The organism is Streptomyces sp. NPDC028308 (genome assembly GCF_055565855.1).
In genome coordinates this window covers 1-17,740 of sequence record NZ_JBVHTO010000016.1, presented here as the reverse complement: position 1 = coordinate 17,740, position 17,740 = coordinate 1, and the positions used below count along the sequence as shown (strand labels likewise).

The following is a 17,740-nucleotide window of genomic DNA, read 5'->3' as shown; positions in this document are numbered from 1 at the left end:
GGCAGGCGAACGGGCCGCCGACCGGCGTTGCGGGCTGGTGGTCGGCCTCCGTCGCGGCCTCGCCGCAACCGGTGGCCGACCTGGTTGGACGACTGGGGGATGACAGCGCGGGTTGCGCGTCGCCGGAGGTGATTGCGGATCGCGCGGGATGAATACGCGCGGTCAGCCAGGACGACATCGCGCAGGCAGCGGATTACGCGCACCTGCCGGCCCGACGCGGGGGCGCCCTCGAAGTGGTACCGGTCAGTGCTGCCAGTAGTCGCGCTCGGGGAGTTCCACCCACAGGTCGGGGGGCCCGGTAAAGGGCCGCGGGTCGGCGGGGAAAAGGCCCGCGTGGGCGCAGCACTCGGCGATCTCGTGGGAACCGTAGATATACGCGGTAAGGACCTCCTCGGGAGCCATACCGGTGCACGGGCCCCCGCCGGGGTGCAGGTCCCAGCCCTCGACGACACCGTCGCGCACGAGGCTGCCCTGGTTGCCGCTCTTGGGGTTGGCGTACATGCCGTAGCAGACGGTACCGGCGGAGAGCATGGCCTGTACGCCCGGCATCTGTGGCCCGTACCCCCAGGGCTGGGTGACGACGCAACCGCCCGGTACGGTCGTCACTCCGACGATGCGCAGGCTGTCGTCCGTGTCGACGCCGTAAGGGTCGTCCAGGAGCTCGGCGAGCAGCGCGGCGTCCGGCGGCAGCGCTGCCAGGCGCCGTACGGCCTCCTGCGCGTCGATGCCGGCAACGCAGGCCAGTCCCGTGCCGTCGCAGTAACCGATCTCGGCCAGGGCTGCGGTGCGCCGCCGACCTTCCTGCGCCGCTGCGGACTCCGCCTCGCTGAGCCCCGGTTCGCCCTCGGGCAGCCGGAACAGGTGCGGTGTGGGCCCGGCCAGGCTCAGTCGCCCCGGTGACCAGCCGGCCAAGACCGGCCGCCATGGGTAGGCTCCCGCGGCGACGAGGACGCGTGCGATCTCCGGCCGGTGCCCGACCACCGCCTCCCACAGGGCGGTCGTACCGTCCTCCAGGGCGTCGACGTCGGCGACGCGCCCGGCCAGCTCCGCGACGACCTCGGGCGAGCCGAACGCCACGGCCCGGTGCAGGGGGCGTTCTCCGCACGGGAGCGCCTCCGGATCGGCGCCTTGGTCGAGCCGTCGCCGGATGTCCCGGTGGTCCCGCCAGCCCTCCCAGCCGACGCCGCCCTCCCAGCCGTCTCCCGGTCCCGTCCCCATGTCGCCTCCCGCACCCCGCCCGACGGCACCCTGCCGCACACCGACCACCCTTGCAGACGGGTCCGACAATGCCACCGCCGTCACGGCGTCGCGGCGGGCCATGGACGCCGACGCCACCGGTCTGCCGTGGGTCGTACCCTCGCCGAGCATCCCGACGCCCGCGGTCGCCACCTCTACCCGGCACCTGTCTGTTCGAGGGCACCAATGTGTCGAAGGGCTGCGGAACGACGCAGCCCTTCGAGAACGTCGGGGGCGCCGTACGTCGACACGCGAGCCCTGTGTTGCCGGACTCGCCGTTCCCCGACTCGTCGTCATAAGCGGCCGCCCGGTAGGCGATAGTGCGCCGGGCGCCCCGGCCTACCAGCTGCGACAGCAGGAGGAGCGCGGCGAGTCGGTGAGATGGTTGCGTCCGTGCGGGCTCGGTTCGAGGCCTCGGCGGGGGCGTGGGGCGGGGGTTTCCACGGCGAGCCGTTGATGAGCTTCTGCACGGTTTCCTCGAAGTGGTCGGCCCGGATGTTGCCCAGCGGGCCCTGTCCTTCGGGAGCGGTCGTGCACAGGGTGAGTAGGTGGCGGGTGACAGCCTCGAGGCCGACGACCATGTCGGGGCCGGCGTAGTGGGTTAGCGCCGACCGAGGCGGAGCGAACGTCTTCGCCTTCGGGGTCGCGGGAGTTGAAGGGCGGGAACGACCACGGGTCGCGTCCCGCGATGTCCAGGACGTCCCGCAGCATCTCGCGTACGTGGTCAGGCAAGTCCTCTACGGTGCCTGCTGGTTGGGGCGACAAGCGGGCAAGACAGGGTGGCTGTGCGTCGCTCACGGACGGGCTCCGAGGACCTGGTCCAAGTCGATGCCGTCGGAGTCGTCGCACCCGGCCGCGAGGAAGGCATCGACAGCCGGGGCCTGGCCGGGTGGGACTGAGCGCTCCGGTTGACACTGCTGGCCAACGGGAGCGCTCGATGCGCATCAGTGAAACCACACCACGAGGCGTACATTCTCCGCGCCGTGGATCTCGCTGAGGATGGCCATCACGCGCCACACCCGGCCCCAGTCGGTGCTGGTCCCAGCGACTGCGGCGCGGCTCCGTGTACCGGAGGCGTCTGTCTCCTGCCAGTCGGTGACCTCAAGCTCGGCCCAAGTCAGCCAGGTGGTCCCGTGCACGTCGTCCGGGCCGCCGTAGGCCATGAAGTCCCTGCGCAGCCCATCCGAGGCGTCATTCGGGAAGCCGCGCCCCTCGGCCAGAGGGCGGAAGCCGAAGGAGTTACGGATTCCGAAGAGGCAGGCCAAGCCGTCGTAGGCGTTGCCGACGTTGAGCAGAAAGAGATCGATACCGGCTTCCCATACAGAGTCCTCGTCCTCCGGCCCTCACAGGCGCGCCCCCGGCCGGCACTCGATCACTCCGCTGACATCGGTCGACATGCCCGAGATCCTGCCCTGAGCCCCTCAGCCGCCGCATGCGCATTTCGACTCGGGTCACCGGCCGCCGGAGAAATTCCCGGCGGCCGGCGGCCCGTTGAGAGGCTGGGGAACGGTGTCCTCGGCGCGGGTCCCCGTTACTCGCAGGGATAGCTGGTGATGCGGACGGTGTACGCCGAGGAGACCCAGCGGTTGGTGCCCACATTGCGGAAGCCGTTGGTGGTGGACGCCGATGCGAGGATCGTGGAGCCGTTGGCGTAGGACCCGACCGCCGAGTAGCTGGTACCGGGACCGCTGCGGATCAGCAGACCGCCGCTGGCGTTGACCCTGTAGTAGCACTGGGTGGCGAGCGCACCGGCCGGCGCGAGCTCCACGGCCCCGCCCGTCGTCCGAGCGGGCGCGGCGGCTTGGGCCGTGAGACCGCCGCCGAGGAGCGCGGCGGCGGACAGGGCCGCCACGGCCACCGTGCGGGCGGCGGACCGACGCGGTGACATGGTGCGGCGTGCTGCTGTGACGGTCATGAAATCGATTCCCCTTGTGTCGTCGGTTCTGGGTGCGGAACACGTATGTAGGAGCAGGCCCGGGTCGGCCGAGCGGTGTCACCGCTCAAAGACACCTGAGCCGCGCACGATGTGTGCGCCACCGGGGCGAAGTCGGTGAAGTGGTCATGCGCACTCCCCTTTTGTCGAAGGCGGTGTACCCAGTGGGCCGGCATCGGGCTTCCCCGGACACGCCGAATGCCATGAATGCTCCGGGGTGTCGTGTGGTGTGGCCACGCCCTTAAGCCGTGGCTTAAAGGACTGTGGCAGCGCCGTGCGGCGCTATCGGTTCCCGTCCAGCAGTTCACGGCCCAGCGCGGCGGTCATGTGCGGTACGGAACCAGGTCTGCGCTCACCGGTAGTCGACGGCCTCGAAAAGTCGCAAGTTCTGTTCGGTCCAGTGGCCGTCGTCGCCCCATCCTTCCTTCCTGTCCGTCCCTCTTCTCCCTGCCCCGGTGCAGGGAGGCAGTGCCTGAAGAAACACCCACCCGCCTGCCGGGTACGCCTGAGGTGAGGAGATACAGAGCATGCAGGCTGCGGCCCTGCCGCGCCCGGGCGGAGGGGGCGCCTGAGGCGATCAGCAGCGTGTCAGGCGGGCACCTCGCCCGGAGGAAGGGGTCACGTCTGCCAGGCGCCCTCAGGCATCATGTGCCATCCGACATCCGCCGTAACCACTCGCGAAGCTGCCGGATAAAGTCCGTGCCTGATCGGGTCCGGCTGACAGGCCCGCGCATGGAGTGGGAGCAGCAATGACCGAGGCGGCCACGGGTGGGGCATCGTGGGAGATCGACGCGAACACAGGGGGTGAACTGTCGGTCCGCTGGTGGAAGTGGGCGCTGTCGGCGCCGGACGACCGCAGCCCCGTCACGGACACGACGGGGGAGCACGCGGCCTGGAACCAGCCGGACGATGTGTGGTTCCTCGCCGGCACCTACGGAGGCCGGACAACCCGAACCTGCCCACTGCCGGCCGGTCGGCCGGTCTTCTTCCCGGTGCTCAACATAGAGCACTCGCGCAGCTACTCGAAGACGCCTGTGAGCCTTCCGGTTGCCGAGGCTTTGGCCCGCCTCAACGGTACGCCACTGCAACTCAGCGAGTTCACCGGACAGTTCCGAACGGGCTTCACGCGGCGCTACGCGTGGGGGCTGTGGGGTGCGCTCGCACCGCTGCTCCCCGGACATTACGTGCTGGAGATCAAAGCGGACACGGGTGACGGGTTCTGGGTGGACACCACCTACCACCTGACAGCCACGGATGCTTGACGCGCGGCTGTGGTGTCTTGACCAGGCGCTGCGTGGGGTGCTGCGGGGCTGCCGAGCCCCGGGCGGAGGCTAGGCGGCCGGGCCGCAGGTTCACCCCCTGCAACTGCACGACACAGCTGGTGCCTCCTTCCGACCGACAACGAGCGGACCTGCCGACCCGGGGAGATGAGGAAAGCCCCTGTTATTGTGCGCCGATGTCAACGATCAAACAGTTCCAAGTGACCTTCGACTGCGCGGAACCTGCGCGCCTCGCAGCCTTCTGGTGCGAGGTGCTGGGGTACGTCGTACCGACGGTCCCGGAGGGCTTTGCCACGTGGGGGGAGTACCACCGCTCGCTGCCGCCCGAGGACGAGATCTACTTCGCGTGTACTGATCCCTCGGGTGTGGCCCCGCGCCTGCTCTTCCAGCGAGTTCCCGAAGGCAAGGTCGTCAAGAACCGGGTGCATCTCTGTGTGCGGGCCGGCGCCGGGCTCGGGGGTGACGAGCGCCTGGCCACACTCGAGGCCGAATGCGCGCGGCTGATGGCGCTCGGCGCGAAACACGTACTGACGCAGCGCGCCGATGGTGTCAACGAGTCGTGCATCACGATGCAGGACATCGAGGGCAACGAGTTCTGCCTCGACTGATTCTCCTCCGAGACTGCGAGTTGGGGAGCCGTCGCCCATGGACCTCTCAGGTCCCGCATGCGGCGGGAGTCGACCCACAAGAGCGAGGTTGTGTAGGCGTGCGACGCCGTGCGTCGCGTGGCGCACAACGTCCCCTCTCAGGCGGCAGTCGCGCAGGATCTTCCAGGTCTTCATCCTCACGAAGGCGTGCTCGTTGACTCGGGCTCGGACCCGTTTGTGGCCGTGGTTGTGTTCGGCCTGCCAGTCGGTCAGTTCGCCGCCCCGGGGCCGGCGGTGCGCGATGACGAGGCCGGTTCCGGGGTAGCCGCCGTCGGCGATCGTGGTTGTCCGGCCGATGGCGGCCCCGGCGCCGGATTCCTCCCATGCCCTGCTCAGGCAGGCTCCGGCGTCAGCGGGTCGGTGACCAAGGTGAGGCGGCGGGCCGCATCGTAGCCGTAGGTGGTAACGGGGCCGCCCGCGTCGGTGCGTGAGGGGACGTAGCCGAGCTTGTCGTGGCCATAAGCGGTGACCGCGCCGCCGGGGGCGGTGACCTCGGTGAGCTGGTCCAGCTTGTCGTAGCCGTAGGCGGTGGCGCGCTTGTCCCAGGTGTCCGTAAGAGCGCGGTCCCCAGCGACGCTCTAATGCTGGCCTCAGGTTGATCGGGGACAATGAGCGGCAAAAACATGGATTGAAGGGGGCGGGCAGGCGTGCGGATCATGATCGCGGATGATGAAGCGGCCATCCGTGAGTCGCTGGAGCGGGTGCTCCAGGTGGAGGGTTACGACACCAGCACCGTCGCCAACGGACTCGCCGTTCTTGACGGGGTCGGTGGGGCCGAGGGCGACACGCTGGATCTGCTGATCCTCGACGTGATGATGCCCCGCCTCGGCGGGTTGGAGACCTGTCGGCGGTTGCGGGCCGCGGGTCGGGATCTGCCGGTGCTGATGCTGACCGCCCGTGACCAGGTGTCCGACCGGGTCACGGGGCTGGACGCGGGCGCCGACGACTACCTGCCCAAGCCGTTCGCGACGGAGGAGTTGCTGGCCCGGGTGCGGGCCCTGCTGCGCCGGCGCACGCCGGCCGACGGGGAGTCGCAGATCCTGTCGTTCGCCGACGTCCGGCTCGACCCCGACAGGTTCGAGGCGTGGCGGGGCGGGCGGCCGCTGCGCCTGACCCGGACCGAGTTCTCCCTCCTGCAGGTCCTCATGAGCAACGCGACCCGGGTCTTGACCCGCGACGTGCTGTTCGAGGCGATCTGGGGCTTCGACATGAGCGCCACCGCCAACAACCTCCAGGTATACGTGAGTTACTTGCGCCGCAAGATGGAGGCCGAGGGTGAGCCGCGATTGATCTACACGCTGCGCGGCCTGGGTTACGTGCTGCGGGAGACTCCTCCGTGAGCGGGCCCGCCGGCCGGGAACCGCGCCGCCTGACCCGATGGTGGCGCCGGCGGTCCCTGCGGAGCAGGCTGACGGTGATCGCGGCGACGGCCATCGCGGTCAGCGTGTTCGTGGCCTTCCAGGTGGCCAGCGAGCTCCTGGGCTGGGAGCTGCGGGACACCGCCGAGAGTCAACTGCGCGCCGACTCCCGCGTCCTGGCGACGAACGCGGAGCGCGCCGGTCTGGCGCGGGTCCAGCTACCGCCGTATCCCGGCTCCGGTCGTCTGGTGCGGGTCATCCTGCCCGACGGCTCGACCCGGACGCCGGCCGGCCAACCCGCGCTGCCCCCCGTCAGCGAGCACGCCGGGCGCGTGGCGCAGGGCGCGTCGGCCGACCTGATGGAGTCCGACGACGGCGACGAGGACGGCTACCTCATCTACACGCTGCGGGCAGGCGACGGCGCGGTCCAGGTGGCCCAGGTCGCCGACGACAGCCCGATCAACCAGTTCGGGTTCGGCATGCTGCTGATCGGGCTGCTCTGCGTGGCCGGCGGCACCCTTGTCGGGCGGACCGTGGCACGGGCCGGGCTGGCACCGATCGACCGGCTGACCGCCGCCGCGGTACGTGTCGCGCACACCCGGGATCTCGACGCCGACATCCCGGATGAGGGCGGTGGGGAGATCCGGCGGCTGATCCAGTCGATCAACGACATGCTCGCCGCACTCCGGGACTCCCGGCGGGCCCAGCGGCTGCTCGCCGAGGACGCCGCCCACGAGCTCAAGACCCCGCTCACCAGCCTGCGCCTCAACGCTGAGCTGCTGATCCGGCTCGACCGGCGCGGCACCCTGGACAGCGCACTGCCGGCGGAGAGCCGGACCCGGCTTCTCAACGATCTCGGCGCCCAGGTGGCCGAGTTGAGCACCCTTGTCGCCGAGCTGACCGACCTGGCGCGCGGTGACGTCAGCGACGAGAGCCCCGAGGTGCTCGACCTCGCCGACGTGGTGGTGGCCGCCGCGACCCGGGCGCGTTCCCGCGTGCCCGACGTGGAGGTCGCGCTCGACGTGACCTCTGTCTGGGTGAGCGGGCGTCCCGCTGCGCTCGAGCGGGCGGTGCTCAACCTCATCGACAACGCCGGCAAGTGGTCCCCCGGGGACCAGCCGGTCCAGGTCCGGCTCCGTGCCGAAGACACCTCGGCGGTGCTCGAGGTCGACGACGCCGGGCCGGGCATCGACGCCGCCGATGTACCGCGGGTGTTCGACCGGTTCTACCGTGCCGACAGCGCCCGGGCGTTTCCGGGATCCGGTCTGGGGCTGTCGATCGTGCAGCGGGTCGTCGACGCCCACGGCGGCCGGGCCACCGTCGCCCGCTCCGCACGCGGTGGCGCGCTGCTCCGGGTCGACCTTCCGGCCGCGGCCCCGCCCGCCCCGATCGCGCGGCTCACCGCCGGGGATGACACCGCGGCGTACTGACCCGCCCCGACGGCGCGGCGCAGGACCAAAGGGCGGCGACCGTCGGGCCCTTGAAAGAAAATCCGGGACGGGGCCTGGGGCCCTGTCCCGGATCTCGTCCGTGCCGCCGCGCTCACCGTTGCAGCGCGGGCTCCTCGTCGTCGACGAGCGGCTGACCGTCCGCCAGCTCCGCCGCTGGACGGGACAGCCGGCTCGGCCACCAGATCCGGCGGTCGATCAGCAAGGTGAGGGCGGGCACCAGAACCGACCGCACCAGCAAAGCGTCGAGCAGCACTCCGAAGGCGACCAGGAACCCGACCTCGATCAACATCACCAGCGGAAGCGTGGCGAGTACCGCGAACGTGGCCGCCAGGACCATGCCTGCCGAGGTGATGACGCCACCGGTGGCCGAGAGAGCTTTGAGCATGCCCTCCCTGGTGCCGAGACGCACGGTCTCCTCCCGGGCCCGGCTGGCCAGGAAGATGTTGTAGTCCACGCCCAGCGCCACCAGGAACAGGAAAGCCAACAGCGGCACCGAATAGTCGATCCCCTTGAACCCGAGGATCGTGTCGAAGACGAACACGCTGCCGCCGAAGGCCGCGGCGAATGAGACGATCACGGTGGCCATCAGGACCAGCGGGGCCAGGATCGCGCGCAGCAGCAGCCCGAGGACGATCAGGACGACGGCCAGCACCAGTGGGATCACCAGCTTCTCGTCGCGCTTGGTGGTCACCTCGGTGTCGAGGTTCTCCGCACTTGGCCCGCCGACGATCGCCTCCGCCCCGCGCACCGCGTGCACGGCGGTGCGCACCCGCTTGATCGTGTCGTACTCGGCGACGGTGTCCGGCGCGTCCTTCGGGAACACGGAGATGTTGACCCAGCCCCCGCTGGTCTGCTCCGGGATGGCCCGGGCCACCCCGCGAGTGTCCTTGACGATGTCGAGCACCCGCTCCTGGTGCGCCGGCCGCGTGAAGATCGTCATCGGCTGGCCGCCGAGCTCCGGGAAGTGCTGGCGGAGAACGGTGAAGCCGGTGACCGACTCCGGCGCGGACAGGAACTGGTCCTGCTCCCGCAGAGCGCCGGTGTTGCCCGCCAGCCCGAGGGCGAGCACGCCGAGGACGCCGAGCGAGCCGAGCGTCGCCAACCACCGACGGCGGCTAATTGCGGTACCGAGCCGTCCCCACAGCCCCGGCCTCTCCCCCACGGCTGTGCTGAACCGCGGGACGGCCGGCCAGAAGATCCGCCTGCCGAGCACCACGAGCACCGCCGGGAACAGCGTCAGCATGGCCACCAGCGCGCACAGGATGCCGGCCGCACCGATCGGTCCCAACCCGCTGGTGCTGTTCAGGTCCGCGACGAGGAGGCAGAGCAGGCCTGCGGCCACGGTGGCCGCGGACGCGACGATGGCCGGCGCCGCGCCGCGTAGCGCGTGGACCATCGCGACCCGGACGTTCTCATGGTGGTGCAGCGCCTCCCGATATCGAGCGATGAGCAACAGCGCGTAGTCCGTGCCGACGCCGAATACCAGGATCGTCAGCAGCGCCGAGTTCTGGTCGTTGACCACGATGCCGAAGCCCTTGACAAGCAGGTAGACGGTCCCCATCGCGGTCAGTGCGGCCGCGCCCACGGCCACCAGCGGGATGATCCACAACACCGGGCTGCGGTAGGTGATGATGAGCAGGAGCGTGACGACGACGATGGTGGTGAGGAGGACCTGCACGTCGATGCCGTCGAAGACGGCATCCATGTCGCCGTCGATAGCGCCCGGGCCGGTCACGTCGAGTTCCAGGCCGGAGGGGCGGTCCTTCGCGGCGTCACGCAATGGGCCGACGATGTCCTCCGGTGCGCCGTAGGCCGTGCTCACCTCGAGGGTGAACATCATCGCCTTGCGATCGCTGGAGGGCCTCAGCGGTGCGCCCTCGTCATCCTCGCCGGCCGCCGCCGTCGCCTTCGGCGGGTACCGCTTGGCAAGGGTGTTGTACTGGCGCTTGACCGTCGCGCGGTCGTCGTCGGTCATGCCGCCGGCACGGTGGTACACGAAGACGAACGTGTTGCTGTCACCACCGGGGAGACGGTCGTCCAGCGCAGCCACCTTGGTGGACTCGGCACCGGCCGGCAGGGTGTCCACGGCGCTGTCGGTGGTGACCGAGCTCAACTTTCCGCTCAGCGGCACCATGGCCGCCGCCAGCACCAGCCACAAGCCAATCACCAACCACGGCACCCACCGGCCCGCCAACCGACCGGCCGGTGCTTCCCCGGACGGCGCTGCGTTGACTGCCATCACTAGCCTCCTACGTAAGAGTTGCATCGCTTGTCTGGATGCCGACTTCCTACGGAGCGAACCTGAGACGACTGTTAATGCGCTGCTCAGACCGGTTGGCGGAACCATGCGCCCAGCGCACGCACCAGCGTGGTGGCGTCGAGGTCCTGCCCGGTGGGCAAAGCCCGGGCGACACAGTCGTCGTGCCGAATGAGCAACGCGTCGACGTCCACCCGGTCCGTGCGGGCGGTGACGGTGTTGACCCGTCCGGTCCACGCGGCCGAGGCGTCGCGGGCCTCCGCACGGTCGACGAGGTCGAGCAGGAGCCCGCGCCCCTCACGCAGCAGGTCCACCGACCGGGTCACCGCGATGACGACGTCCGGGTCGGGCCTCTCCAGCGTCAACTTCGTGTCCGGGCACAGGGAGCCGACAGCTCGCCTGGCAGCAGCCACCGATCACCTACTCGGCCCGCTACGGCGCATCCCTGCCCGACGCCCTCGTTCAGCGTGCCGCTGAGCGTGGGATGGCGACGCTGGCGCTGACCGACGGGGACACCGTCGCGGGCACTGTCCGCTTCGCCAAAGCCGCCACGGCCGCCGGAACCCGCCCGACCTTCGGCGTCAACGTGGCCGTTGCCCCACTCACCGCACCGAGTCCTGCTGTCAGCCGTTAACGGACGCCGACGCGCGGCGATGCGCACTTCGACCTCGATGTGGAATCCGAGCGGCGCCTTCAGGTGTATGACGCGGTCATCGCCCGGTTCGGGGGGAGCGGACTGCGGTCACCGGGATGCCGGAGACCTACCGGGCCCGGCACGCCCTGCGCGATACCGGCCTCGCTCTCGGCATCCCGCCGCAGGTGGTCGGGGACTTCGCCAAGAGCTTCCCGCATATCTGGGCCCGGGACATCCGCGGCGCCCTCGCCGAACTGCCAGAGCTGCGGGAACTCGCCGGTCGCGGCAGAACGTTGTCGCAGACATCTCGCTGTTCCGACCGGGTCCGGTCAGGACGGAATGCCGGCTCTCTTCATCGCGCCGGCACCCGCGTGACGGCGGGTACCCGGCGTCGTTGGACGATGCGCCCCCGGAGTCGGGCCCTGGGAGGTTGTGACTGATCCCTGGCCCGCGGTCCCGGGGGGTTAGCTTTCTTGCGCATCGCCTTGCGGTGCGCACCAATGCGAGCTTGATCCGATCCGCCCCGCCCCCTCCGCGGGGATCCTTCACGGCATATCGGAGCGGCCTTGTTGTTCGTCGGTGATGTAGTACTGGCGCAACCGGGCCCGTTCGGTCTCTCCGCGTTCAGTGCCGCGCATCCGCTCGTCGACGCCCGTCGACGCCTCGCGGTCTCTGGGGCGTTCGGAACCAGCGGCGACGGTGCCCTCCTCCTCCTGCTCCTTGCCGCTGCGGGCGATGCCCGAGGCGGTGGTGTCGTCGTAGCCGCTCTGCGGGGTGGCGGTGTCGGGGTGCTCTTCGCCGCTGCGCGCGATGCCCGAGGCGGTGGTGTCCTCGTAGCGGCTCTCCGGCGCGCCGACAGGAGAGGTGTCGGGAGAAGTCGTGGCGCCGGCGTGAGCCCAGCCACCTTCATCTGGCTGATTGGCTTGCTGCCAGGCCGCGTCCCAGGCGAGGCCGTAGTACTCGTACAGCTGGTGCTCCTCCTGTACGGACAGGTGGCCGCCTGCGTCGACGTCGACGTTGGGCGCGTCTTTGACCTTGTCTTTGGAGTAGGGCACTTCCAGGTGGTCCTCAACCACGGCGGCGTCCTGGATGGGCACGAAAGACTCGCTGGTGCCGAACAGGCCCGTTTTGACGCTCACCCACTCGGGACGACCGGTGACATCGTCGAGGAAGACGTGCTTGGCGTCGCCGATCTTGTTGCCCTCCGCGTCGTGGACCGGATGATCCAGCACTGTAGAGATCTGCTCTCGCGTGATCATTCCCGGACCTCCTCCCGCTTCCCTGCGTGATCGCGCTTTTCTTCCATTAGCCTCATCGTCCGGCTAACCATAAAATGCAGCAAAAAACACAAATCTAAGCTTTTGTCATGGAAGGCACGGCGGGTGAGGAGGATCGCTCTGAGGCGCGCGCCAACATGCGTCACCAGCACGTGAGGGGCGACGGACAGCAGGAGCGGACCCGCTTCCCCGGAGAGGAGAAACAGGCCCGCTCATACGCCCGGCGGGCGACTCAGCACTGGCGCAGGCCCGGGGCCGGGTCGACGGACGTGTGCACGTCCGAGGCCGGCACGTTGCCCCACTGTCCGTTGTCGAGCTGCGTCCAGTACCAGACGTTGTTGCCGCCGCCGTGCGAGTCACCCGGACCCCAACAGGCGAACCAGCTGAAGGACGAGTTCAGCGGACCGCGCACCGCCGAGCTGAACGAGCGGTGCGCGTACCCCTTGGCGCCGACGCGGTTGCCACACCACAGCTTGCCGTCCGCGCGCACTCCGCACTCCGCGGCGGCCACACGGGCGGGCTTCGCCGACGCCGGCGCGGCAGCGGTGACCAGACCCGTCGCCAGAGCGGCGGTGGCCAGGGCGACGGAGAGCTGCTGGCGAATGATCATGAGGGCTCCTCGGTAACGATCTCGAGCTGACGGAGCTTCGAGACTGACGTGCGCCGTGCCCGACTGTCGACAACCGCCGCGTTGCCCACCTCGACAGGAAACGGTCAACCACCGAGGAAACCCCTGGCTGCCCAGGTCGGCCTCACCTCGTGCGCGTCCTGTGCCGCCCTGCCCGGGCCGACGTCGTACTCGCCATGATGCGGCGTGACTGCCTCGGCGCGGCGCAGCGGGCAGCCGCGGCCGACGGCGCTGGGCATCGGTGGGTATGGATGGCGGTGGTGAGGAAGGCTCGAGTGCCCGGCAGGGCCGCTTCTCCGTGGCCGCTGTGGGGCGACCCGTTCCCTGCCGCCCCCGGACCAGGCCCAGCGGACGGCGCGTCCGCCCGTCCGCGCAGTAGCCGTCCCCGAGGTGCCCCCAGCCCGTGCCGCCATCACGTAGCGTCTACTGCCGGGACGTTTGCGGTACGGGGTGGGCGAGGGAGGGCTGTGAAGATGCGCGGTGTTCGGCAGGCTGCTGCGGCCGCGGCGGTGGTGCTGCTGGGGTTCGCGGTGGCATGCGGGGAGTCGGATTCGGGGGCCGGGGCCGCGACGACCGCGCCACCGGCGCACGCCCGCTTCGAGGAGGAGGTCACGCTCGATGACGGCAGCCGGGTGGGCCTGTCCTACGCGGCCGGGCGCGGACTCGTGGAGCAGCACCGTAGGCCGGGAGCACGGGCGTGGAGCGCGCCGCACCTCGTGCACCGGACCACGTCCGATCCGTGCGGGAGCATGACGGTGACGCCGTTCGGCACCACAGTCGCGGTCATCGCGAACTGGGGGCCCTACTGCGCGGACGGCGAGCCTCCCACGGAGTCGGTGGCAGCCGTCGGTACCGATGGCCCGTCCCGGTGGGACACGAAGGTCACCGAGGACTTCGACGGGTGGGAGAAGGTGTCGGTGGTACGCGGCTCTCAGGGCCTGCGTTTCGAGAGGATGTCCTCGGAATGGACAACGCTGCTGCGCTGGAACCGTGACGAGGGCTTCGCGGAAGTGGACGAGACACGGCGCTGAGTCGAGCGGGGTGCTCGGGCCCGAAACCTGCCCCCTGTGTCCCCTTCATCGCTGGGCCAGGGTCAAGCGTGAACTGCGTCCAGTACGTACCCGAGCCAACCACGGCACCGACGCTGATCGCCAGAACAACATGGTCACCGTTTATCGTGCCTCGGCTCATCCGTTGAGCCGAAGCACGATAAGCGTCACCACCAGCATCCGCTGAACTGCGGCTTCGGTCGTGCCAGAGCGGGCGGGTGGCGCTGGTGAGCAGGTCACGCCCCTGGCTCCCGCTCACGGTGGTTGTCACCGGTACGGCGCGCTACGTGTCACCAGCAGACCTCGGTGTGATCAACGTGGCGAACGCGCAGCCGCGGCACGCCGGTGCCCTCCGTTGCCGCGTCGATCGTGCGGTCCTACCTGGTGCTACCGGGTGCTGTACCTGGTGGTGACCATGATTGCGTTGCCGGTGGTGGGCTGGCCAGGGGCCGTGACCGTCACAGAGCCCCGGCGTCCCGGGCCGTCCAGACGCTCGGGTAGATCGGCCGGAAGCCGAGTTCCCGGCGGATCCGCTGGTTGGACGTGATCCCGTACCACGGGTCGGGGTCTGTGAGCTCCTGGAGCCCGGCGGGCACCTCGACGCCGTTGAGCTGGTAGAGCTCGACCGTCGTGACGGGGGCGTCATCGGCGATGTTGTAGATCCGGCCGGCGATGCCCGGCGCGTACAGCAGCCGCATCAGGCCCTGGGCGACGTCCGCGTGGTGGGCCATCTGCAGGCGCTGGTGCGGCGCCCAACGGTCGGCCCAGTGCAGGACGTCGGCGAGGTGCGGGTCACCCTCGCCGTAGACGAAGGGGAGCCGTCCGATGCGTACGTCCAGGCCCTTGAGCGCGAGCAGTTCGCGCTCGGCCTCGGCCTTGGACTCGGGGTAGGCGCCCCACATCTGGCCTCCCGGCCGGCTCTCGTCCTCCTCGGTCAGCGGGCGGCCCCGTCCCACGCCGTACACGTTGTTCGTGCTGACCTGCACGAACCGCTCCACGCCCGAGGCCTGGGCGGCGCGGCCCAGGGCCACCGCCGCGTCCCGGTTGACGGCCCATGCCTCCTCGTCCGGCACCCCGCGGAAGGAGGCGGCGACGTTCACGACGGCGTCCACGCCAGCGAGCGCCTTGCCGAGGGTCTCCTCCTCGCGCATGTCTCCTACGGCGACCTGGGCGCCCAGCTCCGCGAAGCGCTCGCCGCGGGCGGCGTCCCGTACCAGGACGCGCACCTGCTCGCCCGGCTGCAGCTGGGCCAGCAGCCTCGGCACGAAGCGGCGTCCGACCTGTCCCGTCGTACCGGTCACCAAAGTCAGCACGATGTGCTCCTCACGCATTGTGTCGCCTGTCGTCGATGACCAGCCTCGGCGGATGCGGGTACGAGGGGGAGAGACCTCTGGATCAGGGGATCGGGAGTCCCTGGATAAGTCGGCCGGCCTCACGCACCCTGGAGAAGTGAACCGAGCCGAACTCGCCGACTTCCTGCGCCGCGCTCGCGCCCGCCTGACCCCCTCCGACGTGGGCCTCACGGCCAGCGCGCGCCGCCGTACGCCGGGGCTGCGCCGCGAGGAGGTGGCCCAGCTGGCCGGCATGTCCGTGGACTACTACACACGGCTGGAGCAATCCCGGGGCCCGCGCCCGTCTCGCCAGCTGCTCACCGCGCTGGCCCGCGCCCTGCGCCTGACGGAGGACGAACGCGACCATCTCTTCCACCTCACGGACGAGCAGCCTCCGCGCCGAGAGGAGACCAGCACGCATGTGCGCCCGGGCCTGCTCCTGGTGCTGGACCGGCTGCACGACACCCCGGCCATGGTCGTGACCGACTGCGGCGAGGTCCTGGCCCAGAACGCGCTGTCGCGGGCGCTGAGCGGAGACGTCCTGGCCCGACCGCCCCGAGGACGCAACATGATCCGCCGCTTCTTCCTGGACCCGGCGGCCCAGGAGCTGTTCCCGCCCGAGGACCGCCCCGAGCGCGCCCGCGAGCAGGTGGCCGGCCTGCGAGCGGTGGCCTCGGCTCGCCCCACGGACTCCGAACCCGCCGCCCTCGTCGCCGAACTACGCGCCACGAGCGGGGAGTTCGCACGCCTCTGGGACGAACACGAGGTCGCCGTACGCCGCGCCTCCACGAAACGCTTCCGGCACCCTGCGATCGGCATCCTCGAACTCGAATGCGAGATCCTCGTCAACTCCGACCACAACCAGCAGCTCGTCATCCACACGGCCCGCCCGGGCACGGAGTCCTACGAGCGCTTGCAACTGCTGCGGGTGGTGGGCTTGCAGGACCTGACACCGACGGGCTCGTGACCACGAGCGTGCGCGAGCGCCGCCTTGGAAATTCCCTTCCCTGCATCGTTCGGCGATGACTTGGCGCATCTCTGGGCACTGGCCCCCGCGTTGCCGGCGTCGAACAGGCGCTGCGCATGCTCCGACGAAGGTTGCACCGTAAGCCTGCGGAAGCGTCCGTCGTCGGTCGTGCCGGCTGGTGCGGTGTAGCCGAACCGGGCCCGCTATGCCACGGTGATCCCGGTCGTCGAGCACACGTCACACGCGAGTGAAACCCGCCCTAGCCGACGTGCGCGCTGCCGGTGCGGTCACCGACCCTGCATCGGACTGCACCGTGCGCGAGCAACCCTCGGCTACGGGGGCCTCGGCGACGTGCGGCGCAACGACTCGGACCTTCCCGCCCTCGCTGACGAGCTCGTCCCACGACCTGGCACAGGCAACAGTCACCGGACCGGCCGGTGCCGTCATGCCGCGTTGGCAGGCATGGTGGAACTGAACGGCGTAGCGACACGCGCATGTACTAGCAGCCCGGCTGGCATGACGGCAGGCAGTCCACAGGCGAGACCCGCGTCGTCGCAGCGCGAGCAGCCCTTGTCAAGCACCGTGCAGCGGCCGTAGGTCCGCACCAACTGCAGCGCCGGCAAGCCGACGCGAACTCGATGGCAGCGACGAAACCAGACGCAGAAACTCGGCAGAAGACGCAGTCGGCTCCAAGACCGGTACGGCGTCCGGAAGCGGCACGAAGGCCCCGACCGGAGCCGGAACCGAAGCAGGCAGCGGGACCGACTCACACTCCGCGTCGGTAGGCAGAGCCGGCACAGCGCGCAACGTGACGGGGGCCCGCAGCGCGGACGCGGTACGCCGGGAGGAAGGGGTATGCAGGCTGGGCGGGGTAGGCGCAGTGCCCGGCGCGGAGGCCGCGAACGGGATGGAGGGGGTGTGGGGGGTGGGCTGGGAGTGTCCTTGGGCGATGGCGTCATGCAGGGCGTTGGCGAACCGGGTGATGTCGCCGGGGGTGATGTCGTGGCTGACACTGGCACGAACGGCTGTGGTGATACCACGCCGGGGCAGATACAGCGGGCTCTCATCGGCGACGATCTTGTCCACCAGAATGCCGCGGTCCGCGAGACGGCGGCGCAGCACGGCAGCGGGTACCCGGGCGTGGCGGAAGGTGACGATGCCACTCTGCCGGCCACCAGCGGCGATCAGTTCGCTACCGGCACTGCTGCAGACGGCCACGCGCAGCAAAGACGTCAACCGGCCGATCTGAGCGCCGGTGCCGACGTCGGCACCGGTGTCACAGCCGGCGGCGCCCAGGTCGGTGCTGGGGTTCGTACCGTCGCTAACGCCATTGCTGTTACCAGGGTTGCTGCCGGTGCCGCTGTCGGTGCTGAGGCCAGGGCCAGCGGCGGAGTTTGCGCCGGTGGTGGGGTGGTGGGTGAGGGCGGTGTTGAGGGCGGCGAGGGCCGGAGCGGGCGCCGACAGGGGAGGCAGGCCGCCGTGCGGGGCCAGGACCTCGTGCAGGCGCGGTGCGGTGTAGGCGAAGCCGGCGCCGTGGGGGCCGCGCAGGAAACGCCAGCCGTCCCCGGTGAGCAGGTCACAGCCGAAGGCGGCCACGTCCAGGGGTAGTTGTCCAACCGCGTGGGAGGCGTCGACCGCGTAGAGGCAGCGGTGCCCGGCCAGCAGGGCCCCGACCTCGTGGACGGGTTGGAC

Annotated in this window: 16 protein-coding genes and 3 pseudogenes; 8 read left to right on the top strand and 11 right to left on the bottom strand. The window is 70.2% G+C overall.

The genetic code is table 11. The features are described from left to right. Window positions 1-76: 76 nt before the first annotated feature. Window positions 77-167: pseudogene (locus tag ACZ4VA_RS33505) on the bottom strand (IS5/IS1182 family transposase); the annotation flags it as partial. Between the two features lie 76 nt (window positions 168-243). Continuing rightward, window positions 244-1,218 (bottom strand): ankyrin repeat domain-containing protein, encoded by a 975-nt coding sequence (locus ACZ4VA_RS33500; protein WP_468083716.1) that lies wholly within the window; start codon window positions 1,216-1,218, stop codon window positions 244-246. Between the two features lie 68 nt (window positions 1,219-1,286). Between ACZ4VA_RS33500 and ACZ4VA_RS33495 the strand changes: the two genes are divergently transcribed. After that, on the top strand, window positions 1,287-1,535 hold the full coding sequence (locus ACZ4VA_RS33495; protein ID WP_468083714.1) for a hypothetical protein: 249 nt from the start codon (window positions 1,287-1,289) through the stop codon (window positions 1,533-1,535). 645 nt (window positions 1,536-2,180) lie between these two features. On the opposite strand, the gene ACZ4VA_RS33490 is transcribed toward ACZ4VA_RS33495, so the two are convergent. After that, window positions 2,181-2,501 carry a hypothetical protein gene (locus ACZ4VA_RS33490; RefSeq protein ID WP_468083712.1) on the bottom strand — a complete coding sequence of 107 codons (321 nt, stop codon included), beginning with the start codon at window positions 2,499-2,501 and terminating at the stop codon, window positions 2,181-2,183. Window positions 2,502-2,767: 266 nt separating this feature from the next. Next, window positions 2,768-3,151, bottom strand: coding sequence for an SH3 domain-containing protein (locus ACZ4VA_RS33485; RefSeq protein ID WP_468083710.1), 384 nt, complete (start codon window positions 3,149-3,151; stop codon window positions 2,768-2,770). Window positions 3,152-3,918: 767 nt separating this feature from the next. Between ACZ4VA_RS33485 and ACZ4VA_RS33480 the strand changes: the two genes are divergently transcribed. Both ACZ4VA_RS33480 and ACZ4VA_RS33475 read left to right on the top strand, forming a co-directional pair. After that, window positions 3,919-4,431 (top strand): hypothetical protein, encoded by a 513-nt coding sequence (locus ACZ4VA_RS33480; RefSeq protein ID WP_468083708.1) that lies wholly within the window; start codon window positions 3,919-3,921, stop codon window positions 4,429-4,431. Between the two features lie 194 nt (window positions 4,432-4,625). Beyond that, a complete protein-coding gene (locus ACZ4VA_RS33475) occupies window positions 4,626-5,057 on the top strand; it encodes a VOC family protein (protein ID WP_468083707.1) in 432 nt (143 codons plus the stop codon). 72 nt (window positions 5,058-5,129) lie between these two features. On the opposite strand, the pseudogene ACZ4VA_RS33470 reads toward ACZ4VA_RS33475, so the two are convergent. After that, window positions 5,130-5,426: pseudogene (locus ACZ4VA_RS33470) on the bottom strand (transposase family protein); the annotation flags it as partial. 317 nt (window positions 5,427-5,743) lie between these two features. Between ACZ4VA_RS33470 and ACZ4VA_RS33465 the strand changes: the two are divergent. Both ACZ4VA_RS33465 and ACZ4VA_RS33460 read left to right on the top strand, forming a co-directional pair. Continuing rightward, on the top strand, window positions 5,744-6,436 hold the full coding sequence (locus ACZ4VA_RS33465) for a response regulator transcription factor (RefSeq protein ID WP_356176232.1): 693 nt from the start codon (window positions 5,744-5,746) through the stop codon (window positions 6,434-6,436). Beyond that, a complete protein-coding gene (locus ACZ4VA_RS33460; RefSeq protein ID WP_468083704.1) occupies window positions 6,433-7,884 on the top strand; it encodes a HAMP domain-containing sensor histidine kinase in 1,452 nt (483 codons plus the stop codon). The genes ACZ4VA_RS33465 and ACZ4VA_RS33460 overlap by 4 nt, the downstream gene beginning before the upstream one ends. 112 nt (window positions 7,885-7,996) lie before the next feature. Here the strand turns inward: ACZ4VA_RS33460 and ACZ4VA_RS33455 are convergent, their stop codons facing one another. Together ACZ4VA_RS33455 and ACZ4VA_RS33450 are read right to left on the bottom strand one after the other, a co-directional pair. Then, entirely contained in the window at window positions 7,997-10,144 is a 2,148-nt protein-coding gene (locus ACZ4VA_RS33455) for an MMPL family transporter (RefSeq protein WP_468083888.1), read from the bottom strand. Window positions 10,145-10,230: 86 nt separating this feature from the next. Next, window positions 10,231-10,575, bottom strand: a complete 345-nt coding sequence (locus ACZ4VA_RS33450) for an aromatic-ring hydroxylase C-terminal domain-containing protein (RefSeq protein ID WP_468083703.1) — start codon at window positions 10,573-10,575, stop codon at window positions 10,231-10,233. 68 nt (window positions 10,576-10,643) lie between these two features. Between ACZ4VA_RS33450 and ACZ4VA_RS33445 the strand changes: the two are divergent. After that, window positions 10,644-11,236 (top strand): annotated as a pseudogene (locus ACZ4VA_RS33445) (DNA polymerase III subunit alpha); the annotation flags it as partial. 105 nt (window positions 11,237-11,341) lie between these two features. Here the strand turns inward: ACZ4VA_RS33445 and ACZ4VA_RS33440 are convergent. Both ACZ4VA_RS33440 and ACZ4VA_RS33435 read right to left on the bottom strand, forming a co-directional pair. Continuing rightward, entirely contained in the window at window positions 11,342-12,055 is a 714-nt protein-coding gene (locus tag ACZ4VA_RS33440) for a PRC-barrel domain-containing protein (protein WP_356243984.1), read from the bottom strand. Between the two features lie 250 nt (window positions 12,056-12,305). Beyond that, window positions 12,306-12,683: a hypothetical protein gene (locus tag ACZ4VA_RS33435; RefSeq protein ID WP_356176242.1), complete on the bottom strand. Its 378-nt coding sequence runs from the start codon at window positions 12,681-12,683 to the stop codon at window positions 12,306-12,308. Window positions 12,684-13,174: 491 nt separating this feature from the next. Here ACZ4VA_RS33435 and ACZ4VA_RS33430 point away from each other — a divergent pair, with 491 nt between their 5' ends. Then, window positions 13,175-13,732: a hypothetical protein gene (locus ACZ4VA_RS33430; RefSeq protein WP_468083700.1), complete on the top strand. Its 558-nt coding sequence runs from the start codon at window positions 13,175-13,177 to the stop codon at window positions 13,730-13,732. Between the two features lie 476 nt (window positions 13,733-14,208). On the opposite strand, the gene ACZ4VA_RS33425 is transcribed toward ACZ4VA_RS33430, so the two are convergent. Next, on the bottom strand, window positions 14,209-15,063 hold the full coding sequence (locus ACZ4VA_RS33425; RefSeq protein ID WP_356176244.1) for an NAD-dependent epimerase/dehydratase family protein: 855 nt from the start codon (window positions 15,061-15,063) through the stop codon (window positions 14,209-14,211). A gap of 136 nt (window positions 15,064-15,199) precedes the next feature. On the opposite strand from ACZ4VA_RS33425, the gene ACZ4VA_RS33420 reads away from it, so the two are divergent. Continuing rightward, complete coding sequence (locus ACZ4VA_RS33420) at window positions 15,200-16,048, top strand: helix-turn-helix transcriptional regulator (protein WP_468083697.1); 849 nt, start codon at window positions 15,200-15,202, stop codon at window positions 16,046-16,048. A gap of 573 nt (window positions 16,049-16,621) precedes the next feature. Here the strand turns inward: ACZ4VA_RS33420 and ACZ4VA_RS33415 are convergent. Then, the coding region (locus tag ACZ4VA_RS33415) for an aminotransferase class V-fold PLP-dependent enzyme (RefSeq protein ID WP_468083695.1) at window positions 16,622-17,740 on the bottom strand (1,119 nt) is incomplete at its 5' end.

What these genes read in the sequence shown, in the direction of transcription:
- ACZ4VA_RS33500 (WP_468083716.1), bottom strand. Translation starts at nt 1,218, where the DNA reads ATGGGGACGGGACCGGGAGACGGCTGGGAGGGCGGCGTCGGCTGGGAG.
- ACZ4VA_RS33495 (WP_468083714.1), top strand. Translation starts at nt 1,287, where the DNA reads ATGCCACCGCCGTCACGGCGTCGCGGCGGGCCATGGACGCCGACGCCA.
- ACZ4VA_RS33485 (WP_468083710.1), bottom strand. Translation starts at nt 3,151, where the DNA reads ATGACCGTCACAGCAGCACGCCGCACCATGTCACCGCGTCGGTCCGCC.
- ACZ4VA_RS33480 (WP_468083708.1), top strand. Translation starts at nt 3,919, where the DNA reads ATGACCGAGGCGGCCACGGGTGGGGCATCGTGGGAGATCGACGCGAAC.
- ACZ4VA_RS33475 (WP_468083707.1), top strand. Translation starts at nt 4,626, where the DNA reads ATGTCAACGATCAAACAGTTCCAAGTGACCTTCGACTGCGCGGAACCT.
- ACZ4VA_RS33455 (WP_468083888.1), bottom strand. Translation starts at nt 10,144, where the DNA reads ATGGCAGTCAACGCAGCGCCGTCCGGGGAAGCACCGGCCGGTCGGTTG.
- ACZ4VA_RS33440 (WP_356243984.1), bottom strand. Translation starts at nt 12,055, where the DNA reads ATGATCACGCGAGAGCAGATCTCTACAGTGCTGGATCATCCGGTCCAC.
- ACZ4VA_RS33435 (WP_356176242.1), bottom strand. Translation starts at nt 12,683, where the DNA reads ATGATCATTCGCCAGCAGCTCTCCGTCGCCCTGGCCACCGCCGCTCTG.
- ACZ4VA_RS33430 (WP_468083700.1), top strand. Translation starts at nt 13,175, where the DNA reads ATGCGCGGTGTTCGGCAGGCTGCTGCGGCCGCGGCGGTGGTGCTGCTG.